General features: G+C 65.5%; 11 protein-coding genes. 10 read left to right on the forward strand and 1 reads right to left on the reverse strand.

All coding sequences use genetic code 11. The features are described from left to right. Window positions 1-332: 332 nt before the first annotated feature. The 10 genes from M9955_23975 to M9955_24020 all read left to right on the forward strand — a co-directional run bounded on the left by M9955_23975 (window position 333) and on the right by M9955_24020 (window position 12,608). Window positions 333-1,259 (forward strand): D-alanine--D-alanine ligase, encoded by a 927-nt coding sequence (locus M9955_23975; protein ID MCO5084704.1) that lies wholly within the window; start codon window positions 333-335, stop codon window positions 1,257-1,259. Between the two features lie 71 nt (window positions 1,260-1,330). Continuing rightward, window positions 1,331-2,188 carry a cell division protein FtsQ/DivIB gene (locus M9955_23980; protein ID MCO5084705.1) on the forward strand — a complete coding sequence of 286 codons (858 nt, stop codon included), beginning with the start codon at window positions 1,331-1,333 and terminating at the stop codon, window positions 2,186-2,188. Then, entirely contained in the window at window positions 2,185-3,489 is a 1,305-nt protein-coding gene (gene ftsA, locus M9955_23985) for a cell division protein FtsA (GenBank protein ID MCO5084706.1), read from the forward strand. The genes M9955_23980 and ftsA overlap by 4 nt, the downstream gene beginning before the upstream one ends. A 72-nt stretch (window positions 3,490-3,561) precedes the next feature. Then, window positions 3,562-5,235 carry a cell division protein FtsZ gene (gene ftsZ / locus M9955_23990; protein ID MCO5084707.1) on the forward strand — a complete coding sequence of 558 codons (1,674 nt, stop codon included), beginning with the start codon at window positions 3,562-3,564 and terminating at the stop codon, window positions 5,233-5,235. Window positions 5,236-5,514: 279 nt separating this feature from the next. Continuing rightward, window positions 5,515-6,465 carry a UDP-3-O-acyl-N-acetylglucosamine deacetylase gene (gene lpxC, locus M9955_23995; protein ID MCO5084708.1) on the forward strand — a complete coding sequence of 317 codons (951 nt, stop codon included), beginning with the start codon at window positions 5,515-5,517 and terminating at the stop codon, window positions 6,463-6,465. A gap of 184 nt (window positions 6,466-6,649) precedes the next feature. Beyond that, window positions 6,650-7,513: an outer membrane protein assembly factor BamD gene (locus tag M9955_24000; GenBank protein MCO5084709.1), complete on the forward strand. Its 864-nt coding sequence runs from the start codon at window positions 6,650-6,652 to the stop codon at window positions 7,511-7,513. Between the two features lie 21 nt (window positions 7,514-7,534). Then, window positions 7,535-9,202: a DNA repair protein RecN gene (recN, locus tag M9955_24005; protein ID MCO5084710.1), complete on the forward strand. Its 1,668-nt coding sequence runs from the start codon at window positions 7,535-7,537 to the stop codon at window positions 9,200-9,202. 134 nt (window positions 9,203-9,336) lie between these two features. Next, a complete protein-coding gene (ligA, locus tag M9955_24010; protein ID MCO5084711.1) occupies window positions 9,337-11,487 on the forward strand; it encodes an NAD-dependent DNA ligase LigA in 2,151 nt (716 codons plus the stop codon). A gap of 102 nt (window positions 11,488-11,589) precedes the next feature. After that, entirely contained in the window at window positions 11,590-12,315 is a 726-nt protein-coding gene (locus tag M9955_24015; protein MCO5084712.1) for an AzlC family ABC transporter permease, read from the forward strand. Continuing rightward, window positions 12,312-12,608, forward strand: coding sequence for an AzlD family protein (locus tag M9955_24020; GenBank protein MCO5084713.1), 297 nt, complete (start codon window positions 12,312-12,314; stop codon window positions 12,606-12,608). Before M9955_24015 ends, M9955_24020 begins: the two co-directional genes overlap by 4 nt. Before the next feature lies 1 nt (window position 12,609). Here M9955_24020 and M9955_24025 read toward each other — a convergent pair whose 3' ends face one another. Further along, the gene (locus tag M9955_24025; GenBank protein ID MCO5084714.1) at window positions 12,610-14,439 is read right to left on the reverse strand and encodes an aminopeptidase P family protein; all 1,830 of its coding nucleotides are present in this window, start codon (window positions 14,437-14,439) and stop codon (window positions 12,610-12,612) included. Window positions 14,440-14,518: the final 79 nt, after the last annotated feature.

Consider the following 14,518-nt stretch of genomic DNA (forward strand, 5'->3'; position numbering starts at 1 on the left):
TAAGGGGCGCGAGGTCCACCAGTTCCTTGGACAATTGCTTTAAGCGCGACCGCTCGTCGGACCTGTCCCGTTTCGATTCACAGGCCGATGCAAATGAGTCACACTCAGGACCGTTTTCATCGCGTTGGAATCGAAAGATGAATCGGTTCGAATTTTATTCAAATTCGGTTCTTGCCACAGAATCCAACCTCTGATTCTTTGGGGTTGTAGCGTTCCTGATTTGAGTCGTCGGCGTGTCGTAACACGCGGTTTCCGGCCGAGGGGCTAAAGCCGGAAATGGTCGAGTCATGGGCTGAAATATCAATCCCTCAATTCAGGGGAAATGAGAGGGTATGACCAAAAAGCACGTGGCCGTACTGATGGGGGGATTCTCGTCGGAGCGGCCGGTTTCGCTCTCTTCGGGCAATGCCTGTGCGGACGCGCTCGAGGCTCAGGGTTATCGCGTCACCCGTGTCGATGTGGCGAGAGACGTCGGCTCGGTGCTCGCGGATTTGCGGCCGGACGCGGCGTTCAACGCCCTTCATGGTCCTTTCGGCGAGGACGGCACGATCCAGGGCATTCTCGAATATCTCGGCATTCCATACACCCATTCCGGCGTGCTGGCTTCCGCTCTCGCCATGAACAAGGAGAAGGCCAAGCGCATCGCCAAGGCCGCCGGCATTCCCGTGGCGGAATCGCGCGTCGTCAACCGCAAGACCATTGCCGGCGAGCATCCGATGAAGCCGCCTTACGTGGTGAAGCCTGTCAACGAAGGCTCCAGCTTCGGCGTCGTCATCGTCCGGGAAGGGCAGTCCCATCCTCCGCAGGTGGTCGCTTCGGCCGAGTGGCGCTACGGCGACCAGGTGATGGTCGAGCGCTACGTGCACGGCCGCGAACTGACCTGCGCGGTGATGGGCGACGTGGCGCTCGGCGTCTGCGAGATCATTCCCGTCGGCCACAACTTCTACGATTACGACTCCAAATACGTGCCGGGCGGATCAAAACACGAAGTTCCGGCAAAAATTTCACCGAATATTTACCAAAAACTACAGACACTGGCGCTCAAGGCACACCAAGCGATCGGCTGTCGCGGCGTTTCCAGATCTGACTTCCGTTACGACGATCGTCACTCCGAAAACGGCGAGATTGTCTGGCTGGAAGTGAACACCCAGCCGGGCATGACGCCTACCTCCTTGGTGCCAGAGATCGCCGCGCATGCGGGACACACGTTCGGCGAGCTCTTGAGTTGGATGGTGGAGGACGCCTCGTGTTTGCGTTAGGGACGGGACGGGATGAAAGGAGCAGTGCGCCGGGCGCGCGCGGCGGCTCGTTCGTTGCGTTTCAAGAGAAGCTGGTTCTGCCGAAGTGGCTGCGCCGACCGGCGCGGCTGCTCAAGCGTCTGAACAGCGGCGAGATCACGCCGCCGCGTTTCGCCGCGACGGCGATGACCGCTATTTTCCTCGGCGCCACCGGCGCTTACGGCGCCTATCTTGGCGGACATATTCCCGACTATGCGCAGGCGGTGACGGCGCGCACCGGCTTCGCCGTCGACCAGGTTCGCGTCATCGGCCACAAGCAGACCTCCGAGATCGACATTCTCGACCGCCTCGAACTGGACGGCTGGACGTCGCTGGTCGGCTTCAACGCCGAGGCAGCGCGCGAGCGCGTCGCTTCGCTGTCCTGGGTGGAGGTCGCCTCCGTCCGCAAGGTCTATCCGGATGGCATCGAGGTGCAGATCAAGGAGCGCGAGCCTTTCGCGATCTGGCAGCACGGCAACGAGCTCTCGGTGATCGAGAAGGACGGCAAGGTGATCGTTCCCTTTACCGGCGGTTCGCTGTCGGGCCTGCCGCAGGTCATCGGGGTCGGCGCTGCCGAGAACGCGCAGGCGTTCCTGGCCAAGGTCGCGGCGCATCCGGCGCTCGCGCCGCGCGTCAAGGCCTATGTCCGCGTGGCGGAGCGCCGCTGGGATCTGCGTCTCAACAACGGCATGACGGTGAAGCTGCCGGAGGATGGCGAGGATCAGGCGATGGTGGACCTGCTCGCCTTCGATCGCGACGGCGCGCTCCTGTCGCGCGACGTGGTGGCGGTCGACATGCGCATACCCGACCGGCTGGTGCTGCAGCTTTCGCCGGAAGGCATGGAGCGCCGCACGGCGGAACTCGAAGCGCAGGCCAAGGCGCGCAAGAAGGCCGGGAAGAGCAACACATGAGCTGGCTCGGCGCACAATCGACCGACATACCGCGCTCCGGAATCGTCACCGTGCTCGACGTGGGGTCGAGCAAGGTCTGCTGCATGATCGCCAAGCTGAAGCCGAGCGAGGGCAGCCAGCTGCTCAAGGGCCGGACGCATCAGATCCGGGTTATCGGCATCGGTCATCAGAAGTCGCAGGGCGTGAAATCCGGCGTCATCGTCGATCTCAACCGTGCCGAACAGGCGATCCGGCTCGCGGTCGACGCGGCCGAGCGGATGGCCGGTCTCACGGTGGATTCGCTGATCGTCAACCTCAGCGCCGGGCGTCTCCGCAGCGAGACCTTTTCCGCCGCGATCAATCTCGGCGGCCATGAGGTCGAGGCGGCGGACGTGAAGCGCGTTCTGGCCGCCGGCGCCAAGCAGGCGCTGAAGGCGCAGAGGCAGGTCGTGCATTCGCTGCCGGTGGCCTTCTCGCTCGACGGGGAGCGCGGCGTGCGCGATCCGCGCGGCATGATCGGCGACACGCTCGGCGTCGACATGCATGTGCTGACCGGCGACGCTGCGCCGCTGCGCAATCTGGAACTCTGCATCAACCGTTCGCATCTCTCGGTAGAGCGGATGGTCGCGACATCCTACGCCAGCGGCCTGTCGGCGCTCGTGGATGACGAACTGGAGATGGGCGCTGCCTGCATCGACATGGGCGGCGGCACGACGACGATCTCGGTGTTCGCGGACGGCAAGTTCGTTCACGCGGACGCCATTCCGGTCGGCGGCAACCACGTCACGCTCGATCTCGCCAAAGGCCTGTCGACGCGGCTCGACGATGCCGAGCGGCTGAAGGTCATGCATGGCTCGGCTCTGCCCGGCGGCGCCGACGATCGCGATATCGTTTCCGTCCGGCCGATCGGCGACGAGAGCGACGTGGCCATTCAGGTGCCGCGCGCGGCGATGACCAGGATCATCCGCGCCCGCATCGAGGAGACGCTGGAAATGCTGCGTGACCGGCTGAACGCATCCGGATACGGCAACGTCGTCGGCAAGCGGGTGATTCTGACCGGCGGCGCAAGCCAGCTCGGCGGTCTGCCGGAAGCGGCGCGGCGCGTGATCGGACGCAATGTGCGGCTCGGTCGGCCGCTCGGCGTGGCCGGCCTGCCGGAAGCGGCGAAGGGGCCGGCATTCGCAACGGCGGTCGGGCTTCTGATCTATCCGCAGGCGGCAGGACTGGAAGGGCGGCAGCCGAAGGGTGGACAGGTGTTGCGCGCAACGGGCACGAACGGCCGGCTCCAGCGGGTCGGTCAGTGGATCAGGGACAGTTTTTAGTTTCGAGTTTGGCGGGGACAGCCCCATTGGCGGCCGCAGCGGCGAGCGGCGAAAAGGCGAAGGAAGACAGAAATGACGATCAATCTGAAGAAGCCGGACATAACCGAGTTGAAGCCGAGGATCACCGTGTTCGGCGTCGGTGGGGGTGGCGGTAACGCGGTCAACAACATGATCACGGCCGGGCTTAGGGGCGTCGATTTCGTCGTCGCCAACACCGACGCCCAGGCGCTGACCATGTCGAAGGCCGAACGCCTGATCCAGCTCGGCGCGCATGTGACCGAGGGACTTGGAGCCGGTTCGCAGCCCGAGGTCGGCCGCGCCGCCGCCGAGGAATGCATCGACGAGATCATCGATCATCTGTCGAACACCCATATGTGCTTCGTCACCGCCGGCATGGGCGGCGGCACCGGCACCGGCGCGGCTCCGGTCGTGGCCCGCGCCGCCCGCGAAAAGGGCATTCTGACGGTCGGCGTCGTCACCAAGCCGTTCCACTTCGAAGGCCAGCGCCGCATGAAGACGGCCGATCTCGGTATCGAGGAACTGCAGAAGAGCGTCGACACGCTGATCGTGATCCCGAACCAGAACCTGTTCCGCATCGCGAACGACAAGACGACCTTCGCCGACGCCTTCGCGATGGCCGACCAGGTGCTCTATTCCGGCGTCGCCTGCATCACCGACCTGATGGTCAAGGAAGGCCTCATCAACCTCGACTTCGCCGACGTCCGCTCGGTGATGCGCGAGATGGGCAAGGCGATGATGGGCACCGGCGAAGCCTCGGGCGACGGCCGCGCCATGGCCGCCGCCGAAGCGGCGATCGCCAACCCGCTGCTCGACGAAAGCTCGATGAAGGGCGCCAAGGGCCTGCTGATCTCGATCACCGGCGGCCGCGACCTGACCCTGTTCGAGGTGGACGAAGCCGCGACCCGCATCCGCGAGGAAGTCGATCCGGAGGCCAACATCATCCTCGGCGCGACCTTCGACGAGGAACTGGAAGGCGTCATCCGCGTGTCGGTGGTCGCCACGGGCATCGACAAGACGGCGGCCGAGATCGCGGCGACGCCGATCTCCATCCGCCAGCCGCCGAAGCCGCAGGCGCAGATGCGCCCCGCCGAGGCCCGCCCGCAGCCGCAGCCGGAAATGCGCGTCGAGCCGCGCGCGGCCGATCCCATCGCCGACGTCATCCGGGCTGCGGACATGGGAGGGGATACCATCCAGACGCGCCCTTTAGCGGTCGCTCCGGCGGATGATTTCCGCCCCGCCAGCAAGCTGTTCCAGGGCGCGCCGCAGCCCGCCCAGCCTGCTCCGCAGGTGATGCAGCCGGCCGTCATGCAGCAGCCGCAGCCCGCGATGGTTCGCGAAATGCCGCAGCAGGCCGCCCCCGCGCCGCAGGCCCGCATGCCGCGAGTCGAGGACTTCCCGCCTGTCGTCAAGGCCGAGTACGAGGCCAAGACCCGTGCTCCCGCGCCCGAGGAAAGAGGTCCGATGAGCCTCATCAGGAAGCTCACGACCAGCCTCGCCCGCAAGGAAGAGGAGCCTGCCCGCCTGCAGCCCGCACAGGCGCCCCGCGAGCCGAAGCTGCGCCAACCGGCGCCCGAGGCCCGCCGGCTCGCCAGCCAGGACCCGCAACTCTACGCGCCGCGCCGCGGCCAGCTGGACGAGCATGGCCGCCTGAGCCCGCAACCGCGCGCTGCCCAGGAAGACGATCAGCTGGAGATTCCGGCTTTCCTTCGCCGGCAAGCGAACTGATCTCCGCGGAGTCGTTCACCCGATATTACGGGCAGGCGCAAAACGCCTGCCCGTATTCGTTAAAAAAGCATTCACTTCAAAGCCTTATCTTCGTATCTGAAAGTCCGGTCGTCGTTACACGGAGTAAGAAACCGTGATTTGGAGTCTTTCCAGCCGGAGACTATCTTCCGGCCCGGAAGTCGACGGCGGATCGTAACCAGTCTGGAGGAGCCATCCTCCGCCGCACGGAAAGAAATCCGCGGCCTCACGGGGGGCGAGGCGGAATCTCGACGACGGGCCATGGGGTTTGGTTTGCAGGAATATCAGACGACTTTAGGAGCCAGCGTCACGCTATCGGGTACGGGCGTGCATAGCGGCAAGCCGGCGACGGTCCGGTTCCATCCGGCCGATGCCGACATGGGCGTGGTCTTCCATGTGACCGCCGCCGACGGTGCCGTCCGCGAGTTGCGCGCATTGCATTCCTCGGTAGGTTCCACCGATCTCTGCACGGTTCTGGGTGATCCGGCCGGCGCGCATGTCGCGACGGTCGAACATCTGATGGCGGCGCTTTTCGGCATGGGCATAGACAATGTCGTCGTCGAGATCGATGGCGGCGAGGTGCCTATTCTCGACGGCAGCGCCATGCCTTTCGTCGCGGCGTTCGAACAGGCCGGCATCGAACAGCTTGCGCTGCGCCGCCGCTATCTCCGCATCATCAAGCCGGTGCGGGTCGAGAACGGGGCCTCCTGGGCGGAGTTCCGGCCCTATAACGGTATCCGGTTCGAGGTGGAGATCGATTTCGAATCACCCGCCATCGGCCGGCAGGTCTTTGCCGGCGACGTATCGGCAGAAATGTTCCGCAACCAGATCGCGCAGGCTCGCACCTTCGGTTTCATGAAGGATGTGGAGCGGCTTTGGGCGGCCGGCTACGCGCTCGGCTCCTCGCTCGAGAATTCCTTGGTGATCGGCGACGACCACCGCGTGATCAATATGGGCGGGTTGCGCTGCGAGAACGAGTTCGTGCGGCACAAGGTGCTGGACGCGATGGGCGATCTGGCGCTTGCCGGCGCGCGTTTCATCGGCTGCTTCCGGTCCTATCGGGGCGGGCACAAGCTGAACGCGGCGGCGCTGCGCCGCCTGCTGTCGGACGCATCCGCCTTCGAGATCGTCGAGACGTCGCGGCGTTCGCGCAGCCGCTCGGCAGAAATGCAGGCGGTCAGCGCACCGGCCTATGCGCCGTGGACTCTCTGAGCTGGCGGCGTAAGGTTTCAGGCCGTTAACTAAATTTTTCGAGCTGTTGCCTGATGGTGACGATTCCAGGCATGGCGCGCCACAAAAATGCGCCATTGCGGGAGCATGGCGTTGCCCGGCAGGGTGGGTTATGTTTTATGGCTCGGTGCTCGACGCAGTGACGCCGAAGGGGCGAACTTCAAAGATGCTGTTTAATTCCGGTGGAAAGGCGAGGGGGGTACGCGCGGCCTTGACGTCGCTCGTGATCGTGGCGGCGCCGCTCCTGCTTTCGGCGTGCCAGTCCGACGACGACATCAATCTCGCGACCTATGTCGAGCAGACCGATCCAGCCGACCAGCTCTACAATGAAGGCCTCGCCAATCTGAATGCCGGCCGCCTCAAGGAGGCCGAGCGCAAGTTCGCGGCTATCGACCGGCAGCACCCTTATTCGGAATATGCGCGCAAGGCGATGGTGATGAGCGCCTTCACCAGCTATCGCAACGGCAATTATGACGAGGCGATCAATGCAGGGAAGCGCTACGTGCAGCTCTACCCCTCGACTCCGGACGCCGCCTACGCGCAATATATCGTCGGTCTTTCCTATTTCCGCCAGATCCGCGACGTAACGCAGGATCAGAAGGAATCGCGCCGCGCCATCGAGGCGATGGAGGAAGTCGTCCAGCGTTGGCCCGATTCGGAATATGTGGACGATGCGCAGGCCAAGATCCGCTTCGCGCGCGACCAGCTTGCCGGCAAGGAAATGCAGATCGGCCGCTACTATCTGGAGCGTCGCGAGTATATCGCGTCGATCAAACGCTTCCGGTTCGTGGTCGAGAACTATTCGAACACGCGCCATGTCGAAGAGGCGCTGGCGCGTCTGACGGAGGCGTATTACGCCATGGGTCTGGCGCAGGAAGCGCAGGCGGCCGCAGCGGTGCTCGGCCAGAACTTCCCCGACAGCCAGTGGTACGCCGATTCCTACAAGCTGCTGCAGTCGGGCGGTCTGGAGCCGCGCCAAAGCGCAGGCTCGTGGCTGTCGAACGTCGGTAAACTCGTCGTCGGGGGATGATCCGAAGGGATCTGACGCCCGATGCTATCCCAGCTTTCGATCCGTGATATCGTCCTGATCGAGCGGCTAGACCTTGAGTTCGCCTCGGGGCTGTCAGTCCTCACCGGCGAGACGGGCGCCGGCAAATCCATTCTTCTCGACGCGTTGTCGCTGGCGCTTGGCGCGCGCGGCGACGCTTCGCTCGTTCGTCATGGTGCCGCGCAGGGACAGGTGACCGCGGTCTTCGACGTGCCGCGCAACCATCCGGCGCGCACGATCCTGGCGGAAAATGCGCTGGACGACGACGGCGACATCCTTTTGCGGCGGGTGCAGACGGCGGACGGGCGTACCCGCGTCTTCGTCAACGACCAGCCGGCGAGCGTGGCGCTGATGCGCGAAATCGGCCGGGCGCTGGTCGAAATCCACGGACAGCACGACGACAGGGCGCTGGTCGACGCCGCCGCGCATCGCGACCTGCTGGACGCTTTCGGCGGCCATCTCGGTGCCGTTCGCGGCGTTGGAGAGGCATGGCGGCTCTGGCGCGAGGCCGAGCAGGAACTCTTGCGCCATCGCGCCAAGGTCGAGGCAGCCGCGCGCGAGGCCGACTATCTGCGCGCTTCCGCGGAAGAACTTACCAGGCTCGATCCGCAGCCGGGCGAGGAGACCGAGCTTGCCGGAAAGCGCACCGCCATGATGCGCGCGGAAAAGATCGCGACGGACATCAAGGATGCCGAGGATGTGCTGTCGGGTTCCGGTTCGCCGTTGCCGCCGCTGGCGGGCCTGCTCAGGCGTCTCCAGCGCAAGCAGGCGGATGTTCCCGGCCTGCTCGACGAAATCATCCGGACGCTGGATGAGGCGTTGATCTCGCTTGACGAGGCGCAGTCCGCGGTCGATGTCGCCATGCGGGCGGCCGAATTCGATCCGCAGGCGCTCGAGCAATCCGAGGAACGCTTGTTCGCCCTGCGCGCCGCGTCTCGCAAATTCTCGGTGCCGGTGGACGATCTTGCCGCGCTGCGCGACGCCATGGCGGCGGACCTCGCCGACCTCGACGCGGGCGAGGAGCGGCTGCAGGTGCTGGAACGGCAGGTAGCGGCCGCTCGCGACGCCTATGACGGGCTGGCGGAAGAGCTTTCCGGCCTGCGCGCGGCGGCGGCGACGAACCTTGCGCAGGTGGTGATGGCGGAACTGCCGGCGCTGAAGCTGGAACGGGCGGAATTCATCGTCGAGACCGCGACCGATCCGGAAAACCGGCAGGAGACCGGCATCGACCAGATCGAATTCTGGGTGCGGACCAATCCGGGCACGCGTGCCGGACCGATGATGCGCGTGGCTTCCGGGGGCGAACTGTCGCGCTTCCTGCTGGCGTTGAAGGTGGCGCTCGCCGACCGCGGCTCCGCCCCGACGCTGGTCTTCGACGAGATCGATACCGGCGTCGGCGGCGCGGTGGCGGACGCCATCGGTCAGCGTCTCGCGCGACTGGCCAAGCGCGTGCAGGTCCTGTCGGTCACGCATGCGCCGCAGGTGGCGGCCCGCGCCGACACGCATCTGCTTATCGCGAAATCCGGCAATGCCGACCGCGTGGCGACCGGCGTCAAGGAGATCGACCGTGACGCGCGGCAGGAGGAGATCGCGCGGATGCTCGCCGGCGCGACCATCACCGACGAGGCGCGCGCCGCGGCAGCAAGGCTGTTGAGAGAGAACGCGGCCTGACCATTCTGTCGGCCATTGTCAGCTTGCCGGGCCGATAGTCGGCCAATCCGGTTTACATTTGCGCCGTTTTCTTGCCAGAACTGAGCCATTCCGGCGCTGCCGGGCATGTCCATGTTTCGCGCCGGAGTTCATCCATGCCGCTTTCAACGAAGCCCGTCGAGGCGCTGACCGCGGAGGAAGCGGCAAGCGAACTGGAGCGGCTGGCGGCCGAGATCGCCGGGCATGACGAACGCTACTATCGCGAGGATGCGCCGACCGTATCGGATGCCGAGTATGACGCGCTGCGCCTGCGCAACGCCGCGATCGAGGCGCGCTATCCGGAGCTGATCCGGCCGGATTCGCCGTCCGTCAGGGTGGGCGCCGCACCGGCCGGCGTGTTCAGCCAGGTGCGCCATGCGGTGCCGATGCTGTCGCTGGACAACGTGTTTTCCGATGAGGACGTCCGTGATTTCGTCGCGTCGGTCCGCCGTTTCCTGTCGCTCGCGGCCGATGCGGAACTGGTGTTCACCGCGGAGCCGAAGATCGACGGCCTGTCCATGTCGTTGCGTTACGAGAATCGGCGGCTGGTGACGGCGGCGACGCGCGGCGACGGCACGACCGGGGAGAACGTGACCGCCAACATCCGAACCATCGACGAGATTCCGCAAAGGCTGCCTGAAGAGGCGCCCGACGTCGTGGAAATCCGCGGCGAGGTCTATATGCGCCGCGACGACTTCTTCGCGCTGCAGCAGCGCATGGCGGAAAGCGGCCAGACCTTCGCCAATCCGCGCAACTCGGCGGCCGGCAGCCTGCGCCAGAAGAACCCCGAAGTGACGCGCTCGCGACCGCTCAAATTCTTCGCCTATGCGTGGGGCGAAACGAGCGGTGAACTGGGCTCCACGCAATATGATGTGGTCAAGCGTTTTGGCGACTGGGGTTTTCCGATCAACGACCGCATGGTGCGCTGCCGTTCGGTGGAGGAACTGCTGGCGCGCTATCACGAGATCGAGGCGGAGCGCGCCGAGATCCCGTACGACATCGACGGCGTCGTCTACAAGGTCGACCGTCTGGACCTGCAGCAGCGTCTCGGCTTCCGCTCCCGCAGCCCGCGCTGGGCGACCGCGCACAAGTTTGCCGCCGAGAAGGCGATGACCGAGCTGAAGGGCATCGACATCCAGGTCGGCCGGACCGGCGCGCTGACGCCGGTCGCGCGGCTGGAGCCGGTGACGGTGGGCGGTGTCGTGGTGGTCAACGCGACGCTCCACAACGAGGACTACATCAAGGGCATCGGCAATAGCGGGCAGCCGATCCGCGAGGGCAGGGACATCCGCATCGGCGACACGGTGATCGTCCAGCGGGCCGGGGACGTCATCCCGCAGATCCTCGATATCGTTCCCGAGAAGCGACCGGCCGACGCGGTGCCGTACGAATTTCCGCATCTTTGTCCCGCCTGCGGCAGCCACGCCGTGCGCGAGGACGGCGAGGCGGTGCGGCGCTGCACCGGCGGCCTCATCTGCCCGGCGCAGGCGGTCGAGCGGCTCCGGCATTTCGTGTCGCGCAACGCCATGGACATAGAGGGTCTGGGCGAGAGGCAGATCGAGTTCTTCTTCAACGCGGAGGACCCGGCGCTGTCGATCAAGTCGCCTCCGGACATCTTCACCCTGAAGACGCGGCAGGAAGCGTCCCTGACCAAGCTGGAGAATATCGACGGGTTCGGGACCGTGTCGGTCAGGAAGCTCTATGCGGCAATCGACAACCGCCGCGAGGTCGAGTTCTGGCGCTTCCTGCATGGGCTCGGCATCCGGCATGTGGGCGAGACGAACGCCAAGCGGCTGGCTCGGGCTTTCCTGTCCTTCAGGGCCTTTCGCGATGTCGGCGAAAGCGCGGTTCCGCCGGCGGGCAAGGGCGATCCGGGCAATGCCGCATGGCAGGAGCTCAACGCGGTCGCCGGCATCGGCAATATCGTCGCGGAGGCCGTGGCCGACTTCTTCGGCGAGGAGCATAACCGTTCGGTCGTCGACGCGCTGCTCGCCGAGGTCACGCCGCTCGACGAGGAGCCCGTGGCGGCAGCCAGTTCGCCTGTCGCCGGCAAGACCGTGGTCTTCACCGGATCGCTCGAAAAGATGTCCCGCGACGAGGCGAAGGCGATGGCCGAAAAACTGGGCGCCAAGGTCGCCGGCTCCGTCTCGAAGAAGACGGACCTTGTGGTGGCCGGGCCCGGCGCGGGCTCGAAGCTCAAGCAGGCCACCGAACTCGGCATCGAGGTGATCGATGAGGATCAGTGGTTCGAACGCGTGAAGGGTTGAAACGTCGAAGGCATTCGCTTCATTGATCGAAGCGCTCAACGGAATTGGTGTGACAGGGAAGACCTGCTGACCTATGTAGCCCGGCGTCAGCAGGAGAGTGATTTGACAACGGACGTCCTGGTCGAGAAAGACCTCAAGGCCGACTTTATCGAAGGGGCGCGAGCAGGCCTGCCGGTGGCGGTCGCTTCCGCGCCATTCGCGGTTCTCTTCGGCGCCGTGGCGATCGAGAACGGCTTCAACGTCTGGGAAGCGACGCTGATGAGCGCACTGGTCTATGGCGGCGCCAGCCAGATGGTGGGCATCGAACTTTTCGGCCAGCATGTCGCGCCGTGGCTCGTGGTGCTGTCGATCTTCGCCGTCAACTTTCGCCATGTGCTGTATTCCGCCACGCTCGGACGGCAGCTCACACACTGGTCGGTGCCGCAGCAGGCGATCGCCTATTTCCTGATGACAGATCCGCAATTTGCCGAAACGGAGCGAAAGGCGGACACCGACCGGTCGGTGAGTTTCATCTGGTACATGGGCATGGGCGTCGTCATCTATGTGCCATGGGTCGTCGAGAGCGGTCTTGGCGCGTTCTTCGGCAAGCTCATCCCGGACACCCATGCGCTGGGCATCGATTTCCTTCTGCCCATCTATTTCCTCGGGCTCGTCATGAGTTTCCGCAAACGGGCGCTCTGGCTGCCGGTCGTCCTCACCAGCGGCGCGGCTTCCATCATCGCCTACAAGACGATCGGCTCGCCGTGGCACGTCTCGGTCGGCGCGCTGGTGGGCGTCCTGCTCGGCGCCATGCTCGCCCCCGCCAAGAACGAAACGCCATCCATATGAGCACGCATCTCTGGATCATCCTCGCCGGAGCGATCCTGACCTATCTCACGCGGGTAGGCGGGCATCTCGTGCTGTCGCGTTTCGAGCGCATTCATCCCCGCGTCGAGGCCGGCCTCAACGCGGTGCCCGCCGCGGTGCTGACAACGCTTGTCGAGCCCGCCTTCCTGACGGCCGGGCCGGCGGAACTCGTCGCCCTGCTGGCGGCGTGCGTGCTGTCGCTGCGTTTTGGCATGCTGCCGATGTTCCTCGCCAGCGCCGTGGTGCTGATCGCGATGCGGCAGTTCGTGGGGTAGATCAGCCGATTGGCGCGGTGGCAGCCTCCAGCCATCCCAGCGTCTCGCCGTCGACCATGGGGCCGATCTCGGCAAGCACGCGCGCATGATAGGCGTTGAGCCAGTCGAGCTCATCCTTCAGCATCAGTTCCGGCCGGATCAGGCGCCGGTCGATCGGCGCCAGCGTCAGCGTCTCGAAAGCGTGCATGGCGATGTCGCCGCCAGCGATCTGTTCCGCCGGCGTCACGAGGATGAGGTTTTCGATACGGATGCCGTACGCGTCTTCCTTGTAGTAGCCGGGTTCGTTTGAAAGCATCATACCGGACAGCAGCTTCTGGGCGCCGGTCTTCGCGATGCGCTGCGGCCCCTCATGCACGGAGAGATAGGAGCCGACGCCGTGGCCGGTGCCATGGGCGAAATCGCAGCCCGCCTTCCAGAGCGCCACGCGCGCGAAAGCATCGATATCCATGCCGCGCGTTCCCGGCGGGAAACGCAGCATCGATATGCCGATCATGCCTTTCAGGACCAGCGTAAAGCGCTCCCGCATCTCGTCCGTGGGCGTCCCGATGGGAACGGTGCGGGTGATGTCGGTGGTGCCGTCCTGATACTGCGCGCCGGAATCGACCAGATAGAGCTCCCCGCGCGCCAGACGGCGGTTCGTGGCGGTCGAGACGCGGTAGTGAATCACCGCGCCGTTCGGGCCCGCGCCGGAGATGGTCGAGAAGGAGATGTCGCGCAGCGGCATCTGGGTGCTCTCGCCGGCCAGTCGCCGGCATTCCTCAAGCTTCGTAACCGTCGAAATCTCGTCGAGCGTTGCCGGATCGGTGCGGTCGAGCCAGCAGAGGAATCGCGCAATGGCGGCGCCGTCACGGCGGTGGGCCGCCCGGCTGCCGGCGATCTCGGCTTCGTTCTTGGTGGCGCGCGGCAGCCGCGCGGGATCGGCGGCCTCCACGACCGTGCCGCCATTGGCGACCACGAGCGTTCTCAGACGATCGGCGGCGAGGACGGGGTCGAGCGAGACCCGGGCGCCCTCCTTCGCCAGCCGTACTATCTCCCTTTCCAGTTCGGACGGGGCGCGCAGGTCGCAGAGCTGCGTCAGATAGGCTTCGGGCTCGATCGGAAGCTTGCGCTTGTCCATGAACAACAGGTGATGGCCGTCCGCGCCGAGCACGGCGAACCCGAGCGCAAGCGGCGTGTGCGGAACGTCGGAGCCGCGGATGTTGAACGCCCATGCGATCGAGGACGGGTCGGTCAGCACGGCATGGGTCGCGCCGTCCCTCGCGACGGCTTCCGCCAGACGATGCAGTCTGGACTTCGCAAGCTCGCCCGCGAACTGGATCGGATGGATTTCGACGCGGCCGAGCGGGGAAGGGGGCCGGTCTTCCCACAACGCGTCGATCGGATTGCGGGCGACGGGCACCAGCGTCGCGCCTGTTTTCTCCGCCGCCTCGCTCAGCGCCTTCAACTCGCCGATCGTGTGCAGCCAAGGATCGAAGCCGATCCGGAGCTTTCCCTCAAGGTTCTCGCGAATCCAGGCGGGCGGCGGCGTATCGATCAGGCTGGCCACCGTGAAGACGTTCGGATCGGTCTGCTGGCGCACCTGCAGCGTGTAACGTCCGTCGACGAAGATGACGGCGCGATCCGCCATCATGAGAGCGACGCCGGCCGAGCCGGAGAAACCCGTCAGCCATTTCAGACGCTCCGAACCCGGCGCGACATATTCGCCCTGATGCTCGTCGGCCCGGGGCACGAGAAAAGCATCCAGTTCACTCTTCGCCATCCATGCGCGCAACGCTGCGACGCGGGACGCGCCGACGCTGGGATCGGTGTCGGTATCGAATGTCTGGAACATGGAGGCCTCGTGCAAATCGGCGGGACCGTAGCTCCATGCCGGTGCGGTTGCAACGCTCGCCGGAAGCGCATCCGATGCG

It is taken from the genome of Rhizobiaceae bacterium, assembly GCA_023953845.1.
Taxonomy (GTDB): domain Bacteria; phylum Pseudomonadota; class Alphaproteobacteria; order Rhizobiales; family Rhizobiaceae; genus Arvimicrobium.